The sequence below is a fragment of the Geobacillus sp. FSL K6-3411 genome, from assembly GCF_037965715.1.
Lineage (GTDB): Bacteria > Bacillota > Bacilli > Bacillales > Anoxybacillaceae > Geobacillus > Geobacillus thermodenitrificans.
The window spans coordinates 1,441,274-1,461,176 of sequence record NZ_CP150187.1 but is presented as its reverse complement, the minus strand read 5'-3'; the positions used below and the strand labels follow the sequence as shown (position 1 = coordinate 1,461,176).

General features: G+C 49.4%; 15 protein-coding genes. 3 read left to right on the top strand and 12 right to left on the bottom strand.

What is annotated here, in order from left to right; translation table 11 throughout:
* Nucleotides 1–110 precede the first annotated feature (110 nt).
* Nucleotides 111–3,881: an AAA domain-containing protein gene (locus tag NSQ22_RS07385; RefSeq protein ID WP_011887243.1), complete on the bottom strand. Its 3,771-nt coding sequence runs from the start codon at nt 3,879–3,881 to the stop codon at nt 111–113.
* Between the two features lie 394 nt (nt 3,882–4,275).
* Between NSQ22_RS07385 and NSQ22_RS07380 the strand changes: the two genes are divergently transcribed.
* Nucleotides 4,276–5,844, top strand: coding sequence for an IS1182 family transposase (locus NSQ22_RS07380; RefSeq protein WP_087959916.1), 1,569 nt, complete (start codon nt 4,276–4,278; stop codon nt 5,842–5,844).
* A gap of 113 nt (nt 5,845–5,957) precedes the next feature.
* On the opposite strand, the gene NSQ22_RS07375 is transcribed toward NSQ22_RS07380, so the two are convergent.
* From NSQ22_RS07375 to NSQ22_RS07345, 7 genes are all read right to left on the bottom strand, one after another.
* Nucleotides 5,958–6,917, bottom strand: coding sequence for a siderophore ABC transporter substrate-binding protein (locus NSQ22_RS07375; protein ID WP_008879446.1), 960 nt, complete (start codon nt 6,915–6,917; stop codon nt 5,958–5,960).
* Between the two features lie 255 nt (nt 6,918–7,172).
* Nucleotides 7,173–7,928 carry an ABC transporter ATP-binding protein gene (locus NSQ22_RS07370; RefSeq protein WP_008879447.1) on the bottom strand — a complete coding sequence of 252 codons (756 nt, stop codon included), beginning with the start codon at nt 7,926–7,928 and terminating at the stop codon, nt 7,173–7,175.
* Complete coding sequence (locus NSQ22_RS07365; protein WP_008879448.1) at nt 7,922–8,872, bottom strand: iron chelate uptake ABC transporter family permease subunit; 951 nt, start codon at nt 8,870–8,872, stop codon at nt 7,922–7,924. The genes NSQ22_RS07370 and NSQ22_RS07365 overlap by 7 nt, the downstream gene beginning before the upstream one ends.
* Complete coding sequence (locus NSQ22_RS07360) at nt 8,865–9,812, bottom strand: ABC transporter permease (RefSeq protein ID WP_008879449.1); 948 nt, start codon at nt 9,810–9,812, stop codon at nt 8,865–8,867. The genes NSQ22_RS07365 and NSQ22_RS07360 overlap by 8 nt, the downstream gene beginning before the upstream one ends.
* A 539-nt stretch (nt 9,813–10,351) precedes the next feature.
* Nucleotides 10,352–11,815, bottom strand: a complete 1,464-nt coding sequence (gene gucD, locus NSQ22_RS07355) for an alpha-ketoglutaric semialdehyde dehydrogenase GucD (RefSeq protein WP_081157317.1) — start codon at nt 11,813–11,815, stop codon at nt 10,352–10,354.
* A 258-nt stretch (nt 11,816–12,073) separates the two neighbouring features.
* Nucleotides 12,074–13,795, bottom strand: a complete 1,722-nt coding sequence (gene cysI / locus NSQ22_RS07350; protein ID WP_081157318.1) for an assimilatory sulfite reductase (NADPH) hemoprotein subunit — start codon at nt 13,793–13,795, stop codon at nt 12,074–12,076.
* Nucleotides 13,796–13,819: 24 nt separating this feature from the next.
* Nucleotides 13,820–15,649, bottom strand: a complete 1,830-nt coding sequence (locus NSQ22_RS07345; protein ID WP_339264425.1) for an assimilatory sulfite reductase (NADPH) flavoprotein subunit — start codon at nt 15,647–15,649, stop codon at nt 13,820–13,822.
* Between the two features lie 237 nt (nt 15,650–15,886).
* Here NSQ22_RS07345 and NSQ22_RS07340 point away from each other — a divergent pair, with 237 nt between their 5' ends.
* Nucleotides 15,887–16,783: a LysR family transcriptional regulator gene (locus tag NSQ22_RS07340; RefSeq protein ID WP_008879453.1), complete on the top strand. Its 897-nt coding sequence runs from the start codon at nt 15,887–15,889 to the stop codon at nt 16,781–16,783.
* Nucleotides 16,784–16,814: 31 nt separating this feature from the next.
* On the opposite strand, the gene NSQ22_RS07335 is transcribed toward NSQ22_RS07340, so the two are convergent.
* The 4 genes from NSQ22_RS07335 to NSQ22_RS07320 form a co-directional block, all read right to left on the bottom strand.
* Nucleotides 16,815–17,741 (bottom strand): cation diffusion facilitator family transporter, encoded by a 927-nt coding sequence (locus tag NSQ22_RS07335; protein WP_029760935.1) that lies wholly within the window; start codon nt 17,739–17,741, stop codon nt 16,815–16,817.
* 14 nt (nt 17,742–17,755) lie between these two features.
* Nucleotides 17,756–18,070 (bottom strand): metalloregulator ArsR/SmtB family transcription factor, encoded by a 315-nt coding sequence (locus NSQ22_RS07330; protein ID WP_008879455.1) that lies wholly within the window; start codon nt 18,068–18,070, stop codon nt 17,756–17,758.
* 175 nt (nt 18,071–18,245) lie between these two features.
* The gene (locus tag NSQ22_RS07325) at nt 18,246–18,560 is read right to left on the bottom strand and encodes a YbjQ family protein (protein ID WP_029760937.1); all 315 of its coding nucleotides are present in this window, start codon (nt 18,558–18,560) and stop codon (nt 18,246–18,248) included.
* A gap of 55 nt (nt 18,561–18,615) precedes the next feature.
* Complete coding sequence (locus NSQ22_RS07320) at nt 18,616–19,098, bottom strand: DUF2935 domain-containing protein (protein WP_008879457.1); 483 nt, start codon at nt 19,096–19,098, stop codon at nt 18,616–18,618.
* Nucleotides 19,099–19,313: 215 nt separating this feature from the next.
* On the opposite strand from NSQ22_RS07320, the gene NSQ22_RS07315 reads away from it, so the two are divergent.
* Nucleotides 19,314–19,898 (top strand): RNA polymerase sigma factor, encoded by a 585-nt coding sequence (locus tag NSQ22_RS07315; RefSeq protein ID WP_223812840.1) that lies wholly within the window; start codon nt 19,314–19,316, stop codon nt 19,896–19,898.
* Nucleotides 19,899–19,903 lie beyond the last annotated feature (5 nt).

The following is a 19,903-nucleotide window of genomic DNA, read 5'->3' as shown; positions in this document are numbered from 1 at the left end:
GCTGTTTTTGGACCGTACACCGCGCCATATGCACGGGAACGAACCGAATTGGCGGGGAAGGCGGCATGGCAGCTGAAGCAGCCAGCAGCGGCGCTATTCCTTTTTCCATCTTAATGGTGGCGGGAAGCCACCTGATCGAACACGCGGCACCCGACTCGATACATGTGCAGGACGGCACCGTCGACAACGAACGTTTGGGCTTCTCCGTGCCTCGACGCATAGTGCTCGAGACCGATCATAAAGTTCACCCCTTCGCGATAGTCGTCGTTTCCTAAGACGTGCAGCGATGGGGATAGAAGATGGCGGGAAAGGAAAAGAATCGTCTTTTTCCGCGCGCGTGTGAGCGAGACGTTCAATCGGTTGAGGCTGTAGATGAACTCCCCTTCCATCGCGGCCAGTTCCGGGTCGGCGACGCCGTAGCTGATGATGGCCGCTTCCGCCTCCTGACCTTGCATTTTGTCGACCGTATCGACGAAAAACGGCGGACGCAGCCCCTCGCGTTCAAGCGCGCGGCGAATGGCGCGGATTTGCGCGCGATGCGGCGAGATGATAAACAGTCCGTTGCGCCAAAACGCCTTGTCGCCGTCTGGCGTATCATGATATCGTTTTCCATCGCCATCAAGCAGCCGCTCCCGAAGCGTTTTCGTTACGCTCGCCACCCAACGCGCTTCCGCTTCGTTTTCTTGTGCGCCGTACACGCCATCATACGTGCAGACGACAAGCGGATAGTCGGGATCGATCGCCGCTTCCACCCATTCATCGGCAGTTGGAGCGGCGGCGAGCGTCAGCGTTTGCTCGGCAATTCGACGGTTGAACGCCGTATAATCCCGTCCGTAAATCTGCTCAGCCGGATAGCGGCAGAGCGTCTCATTCATGCGGAAATTATCCGTCAACTGGCAAGTGAGCCGCTTCTCCACGTCTGCGTCAAACAGCAGGCGGAAAATCGATTCGAACAAAGGCGGCTCCCCTTCGACGGTCTTGTACGCTCCTTGAATAATCGGCGGCAGCTGAAAATGGTCGCCAACAATGAGCAGCCTTCCTGCCTTTTTCACATGACGGAGCGCGAGCAACGAATCAGCCACCCGAATTTGCGACGCTTCATCGAGCACGACGACGTCAAATCCGCCAGCTAGCAATCCTTTTTCATGCGCTCGTTGGATGCCGTACAGCGTGGCGCCAAGCACGCAATGACGGCCGCTGTCAAGCCATTCCCAAACTTCGCCGTCCGCCAGTTCGATGATCCCTTTGGCGTTTTCCGTCTGAACCGCGCCGAGCTTCGCAATGCTTACCTTCCCTTGCGGCGCAAGTTCCTTGATTTTGTTCAGGCAGTTTTCGATCGCCGCGTGGGTGAAGCCAGAAATAAGAATGGCGAGCCTCCGCCCCCGCTTCTCATAAATCGCCATCAGCAAACGAAGCGCCGCGGCGATAAAGTGTGTTTTCCCCGTGCCCGGCGGTCCCCAAACGAGCGTCAATGTATAACGAAGAAGATGGAGAAACGCTTGACGCTGGCTTTTCGTCAGCCTGCTTTCACGGAGAAGCGCCTTGACTTCGTCCGCTTCCCACTTCGGCCGGAACGTTTTTCGATAGCGGATCGGGTCGCGGATCAAATCCAGAATGCGATGATTTTCCTGATCCAACGCTTGCAGCGCCCGCAAGACGCGCACTGTGGTCAAATCGGCATAGCGCAGCGACAGCAAATAATTCTCGCCTTTGACAAGCGGGAAACGGTCAAGCAATCGAGGCAGCTCGAGTTCAAGTTCAGCCGTCTTGCCATCATCATCGATCGTGCGAATACGGGCAAAGTACAAGTTGGCCCATCTCGGCGCCGACCGGTCGCCTGCGTATTTCATATCGGGAAACGTCTGTTGCGCTTTCTCCCCTTCCTCATCACATTCCGTCAACAGCCAGTTGGCTTTTTGGTCGATTGCTTCAAGTGCATGTCGATTGTTCAATCGAAACCGCTTGGCGCCAAGGTACGTTATATGAAGCGTAACTCCCGTTTCAAGCCGATCGGCAAGCGGAAGCGAGCGGCGCTGACGAACATCCAAGTAGTTTAATAGCGCCTCGTAGCGCGCCATAAACGCCAACTTCGAAATGAGCGGATCACGGTAATGAGCCGAATCGGGAAAACGGAATTTTTCCGGCCAAACGGCGAGCGGAGAAGGCTGGATACGAGCAGCCCAAGCACGGATACCTCGGATGATACTGTGAGCAGCCCAAAGGCGGCGTCTCAGTTCCCCCTCAACCTCTTTCCTTTTTTCTTCGTCCCCGGTTTGCCACGCGTCATGCAATACATCCATTTTCATGGCGTTTGTCAAGCGAAACGAAAAGCGCTCGTTCGCTCGATACGTAAACGGACGATCGCTGTAAGCGGCGATATACGCCGACAAGTCCTCAAGACGGTAAGCAACATGCACCGGCAAAGCAAACAGTTGGCTCGCTACGGTCGTCAAAACGACAACTGGAAGCGGAACCATCTCCTTCGGGTGCTGATGGGCGCTCGATAGCACACCACTATGAAAATAAAATAATAGACGAACCGCTTTTTCTTGGTATTCGCGATCAAGCAGAAGCTCAGAAAGCATATGTTGCAAGTTGTCCCATTCATAGTTGTCAACGACATACGCCTGCACGGATTTTTGCGCCTGCCATTCGCGCGTTTTGTTGTAATCATGCACCGTCTGAAGCAAGCGATCGAGCGCGTCGACAAACTTCCGAATGACCGCATCGCATTCTTCCAAACAGCGGGCGACAAAATGATGCATTTCCGATCCCGTTCCAAACACGTCTATTCCGCCAACGCGGTACAACGATGCGGCCGCGATTTTCCCCGTCGCCTGATCGCGCTGGGCGGTGAAAATCAAACGGATATCCTCCCACTTGGGCATATCCGCTACAACGCGATCGTGCGGAATGACTTTTTCTTTAGCGATGGCCATAAGCTGGGTTTCAAGCCGCCGGCGCTGGCGGGCCAATGTGGCGTTTTGTTTCAGCACGGATCCGTTTTCTTCACGCTGAAGAAATTGGTGAAACGCTCGAATAGTTTCAGGCAATTGCTGTTCGCGGACGAAGCGGGAGGTGTAGCTGGATAAGTACGGGACAAGGGAAATGTGCGCCTGTTGCCGCGCCTTGTCCAAACAGTAGCTATAAAATGGACACCATTCGCAACGGTAATCCAAATGCCAAAACAAGTCATCCGCCTGTTTTTCCGTCAGTATCGTCAGCTCACTGGATAAAAAATGTTCAATATATGGAATCAGCTGGCGAATGTTGGTCGTTTGCGGCTGCTCAGCCCCGTACGTCCATATCCTCGTTTCGTCCAAATCAACCTTCCCTTTGATTCCATGCTCTTCTAAAACGAAAGATAAAATCAGTGCGTACAGCGCTGTTTGCACACGGTGAGAAAATTGCAATGCGTCGGACGATTTTATATCAATGATGCGAAACGTCCAACCGTCTTGCCCCCGCACACATTCAATAACATCCGGACGGCACGCCGCAAAACGGACGGTTCCCGGATTCAATCCGTACCGTTCGTAAAAACGGGGCGGCACAATCAAGGTGGGCTGATACAAATATCGCTTGCTCGGCTCCTTCAGCTCCCGGATCGTCTCTTCGCTATCCAAATAACAATGTGAAAGTGGCAAGTCAGACACCTGCTTGCCCATCTTCACTTCATCGGCCAAATAGGTGGAAATTACCGTCTTCTCCCACTCCACCCCACGGCGCAACACGTTTTCATGGCTCGCCGGCCGTCTAAACAGTTCTTCAGGCACATCGAGCTCGCCGCGCCGCTCTTTCGCCAATGATCGAAAATACAAGTTTCGCTCACACTCATGGTAAAAATAGCTGGCAATTTTCGCCGGAGAAACGTAAAACATGCACCGATTCCTTTCTTTCTATGTATTTTCGTCCCAAACCGATCGCTGCGTACAGCAATTGTTTATTATATCATACGGCCCCATTTCCTCCTCCATGCCAAGCGGTAGGCACGAATAAGTCTGTTTTACAGATTGTATGTTGGAAATTGGGGAAATGAGACGGCATGCTCAGCAAGGGCATGCTCTCACTACTGTTCGACCAGCTTGACCATACATGAGAAAGAACATTCAAAAACGTTATTGTGCGACGCTTCCATGAAAGAAGAGGATGTCCCAAAAGTGTTCGCATAGCGTTCGCTTTTGGGACACTTTTTTGGATAAAAAAGAAGAAAACCGTTCCTCTTTTGGTATAATAGAGTCACCACAACCCTACCAAAGAAAGGACGGTTTTCTTATGTACATTTATTATAACCGAGATCAACTCATTTTGCCAATGGATCTTGAAATTTTCATTCCCAAACATCATCTTTGCCGGATTGTGGATCTGGCAGTGGAAAAAATGGATCCGGCTCTGTTCGTTTCCCTCTATCTTGGCGGAGGGCGTCCAGCCTATCATCCGAAAATGATGTTGAAAGTCATCCTGTATGCCTACGCCAATCGGATCTACTCCTCTCGCCAAATCGCCAAGCAGTTGAAAGAAAACATTTACTTTATGTGGCTATCCGGCCATCAAACACCGGATTTTCGCACGATCAACCGATTTCGGTCGGAACGGATGAAGGACATCATTTACGAAACGTTTTTCTCCATTGTCGATCTTCTGCGTCAAGAAGGGCTGGTCAAGTTAGAGGATTATTTTCTGGATGGAACGAAAATCGAAGCCAATGCCAACCGATATACATTCGTTTGGCGCAAATCAACGGAAAAGTACGATCAGAAACTGGAGGAGAAATTCCGGAAAATCGTTGCCTCGATCGAACAGGTGACGAAAGAAGATGAAGAGGCGGAACAAGAGGGGGATTTTCAAGAAAAGCTGGAAGCTTCACCGATCACGTCCGAAAGGATCGAAGCCGTCATCGAACAAGTGGAAGAGCGCCTAAAGAAAGAGCCGAAGAATCGTACGTTAAAGAAAGCCAAACGGCAATTGGAACAAGATCTTCTCCCCCGTAAGAAAAAATATGAAGAATACAAAGAAAGATTAGGCGAACGGAACAGTTTTTCGAAAACGGATCCGGATGCCACGTTTATGCGGATGAAGGACGACCATATGAAAAACGGCCAGCTCAAACCGGGGTACAATGTGCAGATTGGGACAGAGAACCAATTCATCACTGGATTTAGCGTGCATCAACGGGCAGGGGATGCCGGATGTTTCATTCCGCATTTGGAGCAATTGGCCGCCTATGGGCGTCCAATGCCTAAACAAGCCATTGCGGATTCCGCCTATGGGAGTGAGGAGAACTACACGTACTGTGAGAAAAAGGAGATAGTCGCCCTGATCAAGTACAACACGTTGGATCGGGAACAAACGAAAGCGTGGGCGAAGGAGATCGGCCGAATCGAGAACATGACGTATGATGAGGAGCTGGATGAGTGGATTTGCGTCAAAGGGGAACGGTTGGTGTTTGTGTATGAACGGAAGGAAACGACCGACAACGGGTACGTTACCGTCAAACGGACGTATCGTTGTACGGCTTGTGCCGGATGCCCGTTTCAGGCGACATGCGCCAAAGGCAAAGACACGAAAACCATCCGCGTTTCCTTGAGAAATCAACAACAACGGCAAGAGATCCGTAAACGGCTGTCCACGGAAGAAGGGGCGGCGACGTACCGAAAACGACAAATCGAAAACGAGCCGGTGTTTGGGCAAATCAAGCACAACCAGCAATTTCAGCGCTTTTTGTTAAGAGGGCTCCCAAAAATTACCTTGGAATGGGGGCTTATTTGTGCTGCTCACAATTTGAGAAAGTGGGCGGCCACAACCGATCCAACAAAGAAAAAACAGGATAAAATTCAGAAATAAGGAGAAATTCTCGTTTCAAAAAAGGAATAAATAACCAAATAGTAAAGAAAAGAAACAGAGGCTGTCCCCAAAAGGTCGGTTTAACGACCTTTTGAGTCAGCCTCTAGCTCTCATTATTCAAGACCTTGCTCCACTTGTTTGATCATTTCCGATACGGACGTTAACCCACCGCCCGATAGATACCAATAGTTCGGATCCAGGTACACAATATGGCCGTTTTGATACGCTTTCGTCTTTTTCACGAGCGCGTTTTCAATCGTTTGTTTCGCCGTCGGTTTTCCTTCGACAACAGCGTCACGGTCAATGACAAACAAGTAGTCCGGATTTTGCTCCGCAATGTATTCAAACGATACGTTTTGCCCGTGCGGCGTATCCGCTTTTAAATTCGGGTCAACTGCTTGGACACCAAGAACATCATGAATGAGACCAAAGCGCGACCCTTTTCCGTATGCACTCACTTTTCCACCGGTCGTTAAAATGATCAACGCTTTTTTGTCGCCCGCTTTCGCTTTTACAGAGTCAATTTGTTTTTGGATATTCTCCAATTCTGCTTCGACTTCGTCTTCCTTATCAAAGATTTGCCCCAATAATTTCATGTTGTTAGAAAAAGAATCAAGGTAGTTTTTCGTGTCAACAGCCATGTACACCGTCGGTGCGATTTCACTGAACTTATCATACAGCTTAGCTTGACGTCCGGAAATAAAGATGACATCCGGCTGAATTTCACTTAACTTTTCAAAATCCGGCTCCTGTAAACTACCGACGTTTTCATAGTCACCGCTTTTGTATTTTTCCAAATACGATGGCACGTTCATTTGCGGCAAGCCCGTCACGTTCGTCCCTAAGCGATCGAGAGTATCGAGCACACCAAAATCAAACACAACGACTTTTTCTGGATTTTTCTTTACTTTCACTTCGCCAAGTTCATGCTTAACGGTGATTTCTTCGACTTGAGCTGCTTTTTTCTCGTTGTTGTCATTGCTTGTATTGCTGCTTGTATTTTCACTGTTTCCGCAAGCGGCTAATACAACAAGAAGCAATGCAGCAACAACCGATAACCACCACTTTTTCATCTGCTTGTACCCCCATTTGTATGATGATCGACATAAGCGAAATGTATATGTTGACAGCTTTTCCGCCTGCTTGGCAAGGGGCGCCCAATCTTGCCTGAGCGAACGCAAAAGCTGAATCAACCATAGGAATCTAAAAAACCATGCGTTTCGTGCCGACAATGAAACGAGCGCACAATCCGCCACGTTATGGGTCACGCAAGCTTCGTCTCGTCGGAACAAGCCGTCGAGCCATATTCACCATTGGCATGATCGATCTTAAAAATATACACAAATGCGTCTGTTCTCAATCGTTTGGATATGAACATCCATATCGTAAATGCCACGCAGTACTTGGCTGCGCATCATAGTGGATACATCGCCTTCGGAAACGACTTTTCCATCCTTTAAGGCAACGATGTAATCGGAATAACAGGAAGCGAAATTGATATCATGCATGACGATAACAATCGTCTTATCCAGCTGATCCACTAAGTTGCGCAATACTTTCATCATTTGCACGGAATGTTTCATATCTAAGTTGTTTAGTGGTTCATCCAAAAAGATATAATCGGTATCTTGTGCAAGCACCATGGCAATATACGCCCGCTGCCGCTGCCCGCCGCTCAATTCATCAAGATAGCGGTGTTGCAGGTCATCGAGCTCCATGTAGTGAATGGCTTCGCGCACATATTCGTTATCTTGGCGCGTCAATCGGCCGCGCGAGTACGGAAATCGGCCGAATGAAACGAGTTCCTTCACTGTCAGCCGAGCAGCAATATGGTTTGACTGCTTTAAAATCGAAATTTTTTTCGCCAGTTCCTCTGTCCGATAACGGCTGATTTCTTTCCCATCGATCCATACTTCGCCGCTATCTTTCGGAATGAGGCGGCTCATGATGGACAGCAATGTGCTTTTCCCCGCCCCGTTTGGACCAATAAGCGATGTCAGTTGGCGCCGGGGAATCGAAAGCGACACTTCATCAACGACTTTTTTTCCGCCATATCGTTTCGATACTTGCTTTACTTCTACCATGCTTTTCGCTCCTTTAACAAAAGATATAGGAAATATACCCCGCCTACCATATTGATAATGACGGACAATGTCGTCGAAAAGGTGAACACCCGCTCAACAACGAATTGACCGCTGACAAGAGCGATTATGCCAAACAGGGCCGCTCCCACCAACAAATAGCGATGTTCATATGTTTGGAAAAACGCGTAAGCGACATTGGCAACAATCAAACCGAAAAACATGATCGGCCCAACGAGCGCCGTCGATACAGAAACAAGCACCGCGATAACCATTAGCATCCGCCTAACGACAGTCTCATAGGAGACGCCTAAGTTGATCGCATGGTCTTTGCCAAGCGATAACACATCCAGTTCATGAAGATGCCGGTACGTGTACCATATAGCCACCACAATGACAATACCGGCAGGCCAAAGCAACTCGGTTTTCATATTGTTGAAACTAGCAAACATTCGGTCTTGGATAATCGAAAACTCATTCGGATCGATCAAATATTGCATAAACGATGTCACGCTTTGAAAAAACGTTCCAAGAATCATCCCGACAAGCAGGATGAAATACACCGTCTGTCCTTCCCGTCGAAAGAGGAAAGAATACAGAAAAACCGAAAAGCCGATCATGCCCCCGGCGGAAAGAAGAAAATGCACCGTATCGTTCATCATCGTCAATGTCGTCGATCCGAACAAAAACACAACCGCCGTCTGAATTAACATGTACACGGAATCAAGTCCAATAATGCTTGGCGTTAAAATACGGTTGTTCGTTATCGTTTGAAACAAAACGGTTGAAATCGCTCCCGCCCAGCCAACGAGCACCATCGCCGTCACTTTTTCACCGCGGGAGCGTAAAACATACTCAATGTTGCCGCGCAACTCCGTAAATAAGAACAACGCAATAAAAGCTAAGGCCAGTACAACGAGCGCTGCTGTTTTCATCCGGTTAGACATATTGCTTCGTTCTCCTTATAAGCAAATATAAAAAGACGCCGCTCCCGATCACCCCGACCGTTAAGCCGATCGGAATCTCGTATGGATAAATGACGATCCGACCAAACAGATCGCAAACAAGCACGAACAAAGCCCCAGCAAGCGCAGTGACCGGCAGCACTTTGCGTAAATGATCACCGTAATACATCGTCACAATATTCGGAACGATCAACCCTAAAAACGGCAAGGAGCCGACTGTCAACACTTCAATCGATGAAGTGACCGCGACAATGATCAGTCCTGTATACACAATCGACCGGTAACGAAGCCCTAAATTCGTGGCCATCTCTTCTCCCATGCCCGCGATGGTAAATCGGTTGGCGTACGCGTAAGCGATCGCCATAAGTGGGACGCTAATGTATAACATCTCATAGCGTCCTTGCATCATGACCGAAAAATCGCCTTGCAGCCAAGCGGAAACCGATTGGATCAAATCATATTTATACGCTAAAAACGTCGTCACCGAGCCGATGATATTACCAAACATGAGACCGACGAGCGGAATGAACACCGAATCTTTATACTTGACACGGTCCAATACCGTCATAAACAACAATGTTCCGGTGAACGCAAACAACACAGCAATGGCGGCCTTTACGATCGGCGAGGCCGAGGCAAACAAAATCATTGACACTAATAGCCCGAGCCGCGCCCAGTCCATCGTTCCCGCCGTTGTCGGCGACACGAATTTGTTTTGACTAAGCTGTTGCATAATCAAGCCGCAAATGCTGACGCTCGCCCCAGCGATGATGATGCTGACGAGCCGCGGCAACCGGCTGATCAAGAAAATTTCCCACGCATCACGGTCTCCCTCCCATAGCGCACGGGGGGATAAATCATGCACCCCGACAAATAAGGAAAGAAGCGATAATCCAAAAAGCAACAACACCCATTTTTTCATTGTCCTCATCCTACCGTTTGTCTTCTTTTATCTGCGCTCATCCCACTCGTTCAACCGCCTCATAAAAACTCAATCAAGTGACAACCGAGCGCAACCTAACTATGTATCCTTTTTCTTTCTGTCGTACAACCCCTTGCTGAAGCATCCGGCCACCATTCCGCTTCCTAGCCAACATATTTTACTAGAATGTGAGAACGAATCGGCTCACAAACCTTTTATCATAGAGAATGATTATCAATACCACAACATCATTTTAATTGATAAAAATTATCATTGTCAATAGGTTTCATTGTTTTTCATTTCCTTCTCATCATAATGTTGTTTGATCAACCGTTTATTGCGTGCCGTGCTTTAGGATGGTACGCAACAGATTAGCGCACCAGTAATGGCCGAACCAAAGCGCATGCTACGAAACTTCCGTAAAGCAAACAACTGCTATTCGGAAAGACGGTTTTCTTCAAGAGAAACGCCACATTTTCTCCATGCGCATATGATAAAAGGGTGCCCCGTTAACTAGAGACACCCCTTTGACTACTTTCTTACCCTTTGACAAAGACGGTTTTGATGGCAGTGAAAAATTCAATGGCCGCCCGTCCTTGTTCCCGTGAATGGGAACTGGATTGCTTCATGCCGCCAAATGGCGCCTGAAGTTCGACGCCGGCGCTTTCTTCGTTAATCCGCACGAGCCCGGCCTCAATCTCTTGAATGAACGTTAACATCTTCGCAATATTTTGGGTAAAAATTGAGGCGCTGAGACCAAATGACGTATCATTTGCTAAGGCTACCGCTTCTTCAAACGTATCCACTTTGATCAAAGCAAGCACCGGCCCGAAAATTTCCTCGCGGGCGATCGTCATGTTCGGAGATACGTTCTCAAACACCGTCGGCTCCACATAAAATCCGTTGCCCAACTCCCCGCCATCCAATCGGCGGCCGCCATAAAGCAATGTCGCTCCCTCTTCGATCCCTTTTTCGATATAATAAAGAACCGTCTCCAATTGCTTTTGGCTGGCGCATGGCCCCATCCACACGCCTTCTTCCAGTCCGTTGCCGATTTTCAGCTGTTTGATCTTCGCTAATAGTTGTTCTTTAAACGGTTCATATATGGAGCTCTGAACGAAGATACGGCTTGTCGCTGTACATTTTTGTCCCGTCGAACGCAGTCCTCCGCTAATCGTCGCTTCGACTGCGCGGTCAAGGTCAGCATCCTCAAGCACGATAACCGGGTTTTTGCCTCCCATTTCCAACTGATACTTTGCCCCTCTCGCTACGGCCTTTTGGGCGATCGTTTTGCCCACTTCGTTAGAGCCAGTGAACGTGATCGCGTGAATATGCGGATGCTCAGCAATGGCGTTGCCGATGACCGACCCTTTGCCGGCCACGAAATTCAACACGCCGGCTGGCACCCCTGCCTGATCAAAGCACTCGACCACCTTCGCCGCGGTGACAGCCGTTTCTTGCGCCGGTTTAAATACAACCGTATTGCCATAAATGAGGGCAGGGGCGATTTTCCAAATCGGAATGGCGACTGGAAAGTTCCACGGTGTGATCACCCCAACCACTCCGAGCGGCACACGCGTCGTAAACATGAGTGTTTCGCTGTTAGTGGATGGAATGACCTCACCAATGTGCCGCATCCCTTCCCCGGCATAATAGCGCAAAATGTTCACTCCCCGCTGCACTTCTCCTTTCGCTTCCGGGAGCGTTTTTCCCATTTCCCTTGTCATCGTTTCCGCAATCTCATCAAGTCGTTGTTCAAGAATGTCAGCCGTGCGGAACAAATACTCCCCGCGTTTTGGGCCGGACAACTTCCGCCACGCCGCTTGGGCTCGTCTCGCTGCTTCCACCGCAGCGTTCAGGTCCTCGATATTGGACTGCTGAACGTAGCCGACAATATCGCGAATATTGGCTGGGTTGATGCTCGCTTCAATTTGATTTGTGGAAGAAGGAGTCCATTTGCCGTTAATATAATTCAAATAGATTCTTTCCGTTCCCGCTGTCATTGTACATTCTCCTTTCCACTAACGTTATCGCAACTACTAGCAACCCCCGAAAACACGTTTCCTTTGACATCACCTAAAAAAATAAGAGTTCATGATTTCACTATCATACTACTATGACCAAAATGTTTTTTAAATTCAGATTTATTCAATGGCATTTACCATCTTGACAGAGAAAGCGACAAATCATCATCTGGGTTAACGACAAAAAACCGGCCTCCTCAAAACAAGGGAGGCCGGTCAGGATGAATCCGTGTCATCTTAATCGTGGAAATTCGTTCCGTCTGTGACTTCTTTGACGATGCCGGCGCGGATGACAAAATCGCCGAAGTGTTCACCGTCAAGTCGTTCTTTTGCATAGCGGGCCAAAAGGACGCGCAGTTCGCGCAAAATTTCTTCTTCACCGATATTTTCTCGGTACAGTTTGCCAAGGCGCGTACCATTGAATGCGGCGCCGAGGTACATGTTGTATTTGCCGACCGCTTTGCCGACGAAGGCGATTTCGGCGAGCACGTGGCGGGCGCAACCGTTCGGACAGCCCGTCATGCGGATCGTGATTTCTTCGTCGCGCAAGCCGTTTTCATCGATGATTTCCTCGATTTTATCAAGCAGTTTCGGCAAATACCGCTCCGCTTCCGCCATCGCCAGGCCGCATGTCGGCAGCGCGACACAGGCGAGCGCGTTGCGGCGCAAAGCGGTGTACCGTTTGCCATCGGTTAAGCCATACTTAGCGATTAGCGCTTCAATTTCTGCTTTTTTCTCGCTTGTGACATTGGCGATCACTAAGTTTTGGTTCGCCGTCAGTCGGAAATCGCCGGTATGGACTTTGGCAATTTCGCGCAGGCCGGTCATCAGCTTGTAATCGTCATCGTCTTTGACGCGGCCGCCTTCAACATAAAGCGTAAAATGCCATGTTCCATTGACGCCTTCAACCCAGCCGTAACGGTCGCCATTATGCTCGAAATGGTACGGGCGCGCTTCGCCGAGCTTCCAGCCGAGACGGCGTTCAATTTCCTCTTTCACTACTTCAAGGCCAAGCCGGTCGATCGTGTATTTGAAGCGGGCGTTTTTACGCACCGAGCGGTTGCCATAGTCGCGTTGAACCGTCATAATTTTTTCTGCCACTTCAACAACTTGATCCGGCGTGCAGAAACCGATCACTTTAGCGAGCTGTGGGTACGTCGTTTTGTCGCCGTGGGTCATCCCCATGCCGCCGCCGATGGCGACGTTAAAACCGGCGAGTTTGCCGTCTTCCACGATGGCGATCAACCCGATATCTTGCGAGAATACGTCGACGTCGTTGGACGGCGGGACAGCGATTCCGATTTTAAATTTCCGCGGCAAGTACGTCGGGCCGTAAATCGGTTCTTCCTCACCGTCGACTTGCGGCGTGCCGGCCACTTTTTCGTCATCCAACCAAATTTCATAATACGCCCGTGTCTTCGGCAACAAATGGTCGCTTAACAGTTTCGCCCATTCGTACACTTCCGCATGCACTTCCGATTGGTATGGGTTCGGATTGCACATGACGTTCCGGTTGACGTCGCCGCAGGCGGCGAGCGTTGTCATGAGCGCGCCGTTAATGGCTTGCATCGTTTTTTTCACGTTCCATTTCAAGACGCCGTGCAATTGGAACGCTTGGCGCGTCGTTAACTTCAACGTACCGTTTGCGTATTTGCGGGCGATTTCGTCCATGACAAGCCATTGCTCCGGCGTTGCTACCCCACCTGGTGTGCGAACGCGAATCATGAATTGGTATGCCGGCTCGAGCTTTTGTTTTTGCCGCTCGGTACGCACGTCACGGTCGTCTTGCAAGTAGCTGCCATGGAACTTCATCAGCCGGTTGTCATCGTCCGGAATGCCCGCGCTGATCGGGTCTTCCATCGTTTCGGCGAGCGTGCCGCGCAAATAACGGCTTTCCCGTTTAATGCGCTCGACATCGCTTGGCGGTCCATCCGGCGCTTTTAACACGACTTTCGCCATTTCGATTCCACTCCTTCTTTGAGATTAATAGACGTCACGTTGGTACCGTTTTTGTTTTTGCATTTCGGTCAAATAAGCTTCCGCTTGCTCGCGGCTCATACCGCCTTCTTTTTCAATAATATCGATGAGCGTCTGATGGACGTCGCGCGCCATGTGCTGCTTGTCACCGCAAATGTAGACGACAGCGCCTTCCTCGAGCCAACCGAACAGCTCTTTGCTTCGTTCAAGCATCCGATGTTGGACGTATACTTTGTTCTCCGTATCGCGTGAGAAGGCGACATCCATTCTTGTGAGCACGCCGCTTTTCAGCCACGCTTGCCATTCGGTTTGATACAGGAAGTCAGTCACAAAATGCTGATCGCCGAAGAAAAGCCATGATTTTCCGTTCGCTCCCGTTGCTTCACGTTCTTGCATAAAGGCGCGGAACGGAGCCACCCCCGTGCCCGGTCCGATCATAATGATCGGCGTCGACGGATCTTTCGGCAGCTTGAAGTTCGGATTTGGCTGAATAAAGACCGGCAGCGTATCGCCGATTTGAATACGTTCGGCACAGAACGTCGAGCATACCCCTTTGCGCAGACGGCCGTAAGACTTATAACGAACCGCACCGATCGTCAAATGCACTTCATCCGGATATGCGGCTAAGCTGCTCGCGATCGAATACAGGCGTGGCGGCATTTTCCGCAAGATGGAAATGACTTGTTGCGGCGCAGCGTCCCACGGACCAAAATCGCGCAGTGCATCGAGCAAGTCGCGGCCTTTGGCATATTCTTTTAATTTTGTCTCATTGCCCGGGGCAACAAGCTCTTGAAGCGCGCTGTTTTTCGATAGCGGCGCCAGCTTTTGCAGCAGCGCTTTCGTCAAAACGGTAATTTCAAAATGGGACGTGAGCGCTTCTTTCAGCGAACGCACTTCTCCGTCCTTGTCAATCGTCACTGTTTCTTCCGGGTTCCATTTCATTTCTTGGATGACAAGGTCAACAAGCTCTGGATCGTTTTTCGGGAAAATGCCAAGCGCATCGCCCGGCTCATATTTCAAACCCGATCCTTCAAGCGACAATTCGAGATGGCGCGTTTCTTTATTCGATCCGCGACCGTTTAAGTTAATGTTTTCCAACACCTCAGCTAGGAACGGGTTTTTCCGCGAATAGACGACAGCCGGCTCCGCTTTCGGCGCCGCAGCCACAGCCGACAAGAGCGGAGCTGCTCCACCGTTGTCATTTGCTTGTTTGCTTAACTCACCAAGAACACCATCGAGCCATTTCGCCGCCGCTTCTTCGTAGTCGACATCACAGTCGACGCGCGGATAAAAACGCTCTCCTCCAAGCTCCTCCAGTCGCTTATCAAAATCTTTCCCCGTCTGGCAAAAATGCTCATATGACGTATCGCCGAGCGCTAAGACGGAGAAACGAAGATGATTTAGTTTTGGCGCCCGCTTACTGTGGAGAAACTCGTAAAATGATACGGCATTATCCGGCGGATCGCCTTCCCCATGCGTGCTCACGACAATGAGCAACGTCTCCACTTTCTTTAATTCGTTCGGCTTAAAATTAAGCATGGACAATACTTTCGCCTCAAAACCGCGCTCTTTGAGCGCCTTGCCGGCTTTTTCAGCCAACTTTTGCGCATTGCCGGTTTGTGAACCGTAAAGAACGGTCACTTCTTTCGAAACCGGCTTGCCGCCCCCGGCAAACAGCGCCGGCGCCTCGGCATCGAGAACGCCCACCGCGGTCTCGGCAGCGGCCAAATACCCGCTCAGCCAAAACTTTTGCGACGGCGTCAATGTCGGCAACAAACGGTTCAGGAGCTCGATCTGCTCCTGACTAAACGGACTGTTAGTTACTTGCAGCTGCAACGTGTCCACCCCTCAATATAAAATAGAATGATGGCGGAATTCCTTCCTGACTTTTATCGGTGTGGCCGCCAAACATCCATTATTCCTATAAAACAAGTAGACTTTAAATGCTATATTATATTTACACTTTACCGCAAAACAAAACATTAGTAAAATAAATATAAATTATTAAGACTATTAATATTTCTAATCAACTTCTACACCTAGATGGTGCCATCGCGGGCAGGGGGAATGAGTATGTACTATGACGAATTAAAAACGTTTATTACGTTGGCAGAAGTGAAAAATTTCACAAAAACAGCTGAAATCCTTCATCTCTCCCAGCCAAGTGTCAGTTTGCACATCAAAAATTTAGAAAAAGAGTTTCAAACAAAACTGTTCATCCGTTCCCCGAAACGGCTGCGCATGACGCCAACCGGCGAACTTCTGTATGACCGCGCCAAACAAATGATGGCACTCTACGAACAGACGAAACAAGACATTTTAGAGCATCACCACTCGGTGAAAGGCGAATTAAAAATCGGGGCCAGCTTTACGATCGGGGAGTATATTTTGCCGCTGTTTTTGCTCGACTTCCAACAGCGCTATCCGGAACTTGAACTTGAAGTCATGATCGGCAACACAAAAGAAATCGTCGAGCTCGTCCGCTCATACCAAGTGGATATCGGTTTGATCGAAGGACAAACGAACGATAAAGAACTGTCCGTTCACCCGTTCATGCAGGACGAACTTGTCATCGTTGCTTCAAACTGCCACGAATTGGCACAAAAAGAGGAAGTGACGATCACCGATTTGCAAAACGAAACATGGGTAGCACGCGAAATCGGTTCCGGCACACGCGAATATTTCAATCACTTTATCCGTTCAAACGGGCTAAAGGTGAAGTCGCTGATGATCATCAGCAGCAACCAAGGCATTAAAGAAACGTTAATCAACGGCAATGCCTTGTCCCTCCTGTCACGCAGCGTCGTCGCCCGCGACATCGAGCACGGTCACCTGTCGATTATCCGTCTAAAAAACCCACCGTTTTACCGGATGTTTTCCTATATTTATTCGCCGATCATGGAAAACAAGCAAAACGTTCGCATTTTCCTTGAAACGTTGCAAACCAACTGGACTGGCGCCAACAAATAACAGAAGGGCGTGGTCATTGATGACCCGCCCTTCACACTTCCATCTCCCCATGGCGGATGTGTGGCATTTCGATTTGAATGGTTGCATGGCGAATGTGGAAGCGGGCTTCCACCAGATCAATCGCCTGCTGCAAAATCGCTTGGGCATCTCGGCCATCTTCAATGAGCAGATGGCAGCTTAACGAATCGAGACCTGAGGTGATCGTCCAAATATGCAAATCGTGGACATCTAGCACCCCCTCAATGCCTGAAAGCGCCGTTTTCACTTCTGTCTGGTCAATGGCGACAGGCGTTCCTTCCATCAAAATGTGCACCGTCTGCCGAACGACAGCGAACGCACCTTTTAAAATCAAAATGGCTACCAACACGGAAATAAGCGGATCGGCCAAATACCAGTCAAACAGCCACATGATAAGCCCGGCCCCGATCGCGCCGACCGAACCTAACGCATCACCGAGCACATGCAGATACGCGCTGCGGACATTGACATTCCCCTTGACATCGGCTTTGCGCATTAACACCCAAGCGCTCACGAGATTCGCCAACAACCCAACGGCAGCCACCGCCATCATCGGCCCGCTCGCTACGTCAGGCGGATTCACGAACCTCCCAACCGCTTCCCAAATAATCCAGGCGGCAATCACCACCAATGTTACCCCATTGACGAGTGCGGCTAAAATCTCGAACCGATACAATCCGTACGTTTTCTTTGGAGAGGCAGGCTTCGCCGCTAACCATACTGCCATTAGACTCAACAGAAGCGAAGCGGCATCGCTAAGCATATGCCCCGAATCCGAGAGAAGAGCAAGGCTATTCGTTACAAGCCCGCCGACAAATTCAAGAACCATAATACTCGTCGTTATGCCAAGGGCGATCGCTAACCCTTTTCGATTTCCTTCTCTGCCATGGTGATGATGGCCATGATGATGGTCGCAATGGCCGTGCGCATGGTGGTGCATAAATCGACTCCCCCTCACCGGTGTTGTGCATGGTCAATCGCCTGCTTTAACAACGAAATCACATGGTCATCATCGCAAGAATACACCAATGTCTTCCCTTCGCGGCGGTATTTGACGAGCCGCAACGTCCGAAGCAACGCCAACTGGTGGGAAACGGCCGATTGCGACATGCCGAGCACTTCCGCGATATGGCCGACATGACACTCTTCCTGCGATAACAAATACAACATTTTAATCCGAGTCGGATCCGCTAATGCTTTAAATAGACGCGACACTTCATCGACTGTTTCCGCTTCTAAAAACAGATGATCTTCCGTTTTCACTGCCATTCCCTCGCTCCACACAAATTAATATATGAGCATATGTTCATATATATGCATTATATGCCTCATTTGTGCTCTTTGTCAATGATGGACCATGAAAAAAAGCGGGGGACATCATCCGCCGCTTATCATTGCGATTTCTATTTTGCATGCAGCCATGGCACGGGAATCCGCTACGCCGTTATTTCACCTTCACTGCCGTCCCGGTCGCAATGCACATCATCATGCCATCACGCAATGTTTCAAAATCGAGATCAACGCCAATGACCGCGTTCGCCCCGAGCTTCGTTGCTTTATTCACCATTTCGCGAATGGCCAATTCTCTTCCCTCGGCGAGCTTACTTTCATACGTCCCACTCCGCCCGCCGATGATATCGGTAATGCTGGCGAGAAAATCGCGAACGACATTGGCACCTAAAATGACTTCCGCCGCCACAATGCCTAAATACGCTTCAATTTCTTTTCCTTCAATCGTATTGGTGGTCGTAACAATCACAACAATGCCCCCTTGCCTTTCGTCATAAATAGATAAAGCGCGTGATTCTATTATACTACTTTTCGCCGTCAGGCGTCGCCTGCGAATTTGTCCGCGGCGCAGCCGGCGCTGTTTGGGTTCCGTACAACAACAGCTGGGCGATGCCGATAAAATACTCCGATTCGCGAATAATATGGTCTAACACGACTTTCGCCGTCGGATTTTGGGCGACGGCCGCACTTTTCGTTTTCACTTGTCGGCACAATTCGATGAATTGAAGACTTTGTTGCAAGCAGAATGAAACGAAATGGAGCACTTGCTGATACAGTTGTTCCGGAACATAATAACCGACCCGGATCACCGATTCGATATAGCGGACCGCTTGTTGGTGCGTAACCGATAAGGCCTCTTCCCACTTCTTCAACGCATCTACATATCGTGCTTCCAATCCGGACACAAGCTCGCGAATCACTACTGTATGTTCCTCCTCTTGGTGCTTCCAAAATTCAATTTCATCCAAAATACGCAGCGGCATATGTGGACCATAATAAAATTGCATACTCTCTCCCCTCCCTTGCTTTCTCTCTTTTTTCAGTGTATGGGCAAAGCGGCAGGGATATGCGCAATGATCAAAACAATGACGCCTTCCTGTTCACTACTAAAACGAGCTCAGCAGCACCCATACAGGACAGCTAGTGAACCGTTCATGTTAAGGAAACGCCGCCAAGCACGCGAAAGCCCATAGATTCAAAAACATTGAATGCCGGTAACGTTTTGAACAACTTTATCGTTTTTATTAGTGTAAATATTCCGGCCGGAAAAAAGGAGTTACGATGTATGGTTCATATAAATGAAGACAGCTACGTCAATTGGATTGAACAGCTATGCCTTTCGACTTGGGAATCGGTTTACCGATTGATCTATTTTAAGGTCCAAAACCGCGAAGAAGCCGAAGATATCACACAGGAAACGTATGTCAGAGCCATCCCATATTTACAAAAAAACCGCGTCCCGCCTGATAAACAGATGGCCTTTCTAAAAACAGTGGCCTTGAATATCATCCGGGATCGCTGGCGGCAGCACCAACGCCGAGGAACGACAGCCGATTTGGAAGCCATCGCTCCAAAAGAAGTGGCCTCCGAGGATCCTGCGGAATGGAGTGTACAGCGCATAGCGATCGAAAAAGCATTAAATCAACTCAGCAAAGAGCAACGCACCGTGATCGAACTGAGAATCATAAAAGGATATTCTGTCGCTGAAACCGCCCGAATCATGAATAAAAAAGAAACAACCATTCGCGTGATGCAACATCGGGCATTGCAAGCGCTTAACCGCATTTTACATGACGAGACGAAGTGAAGGAG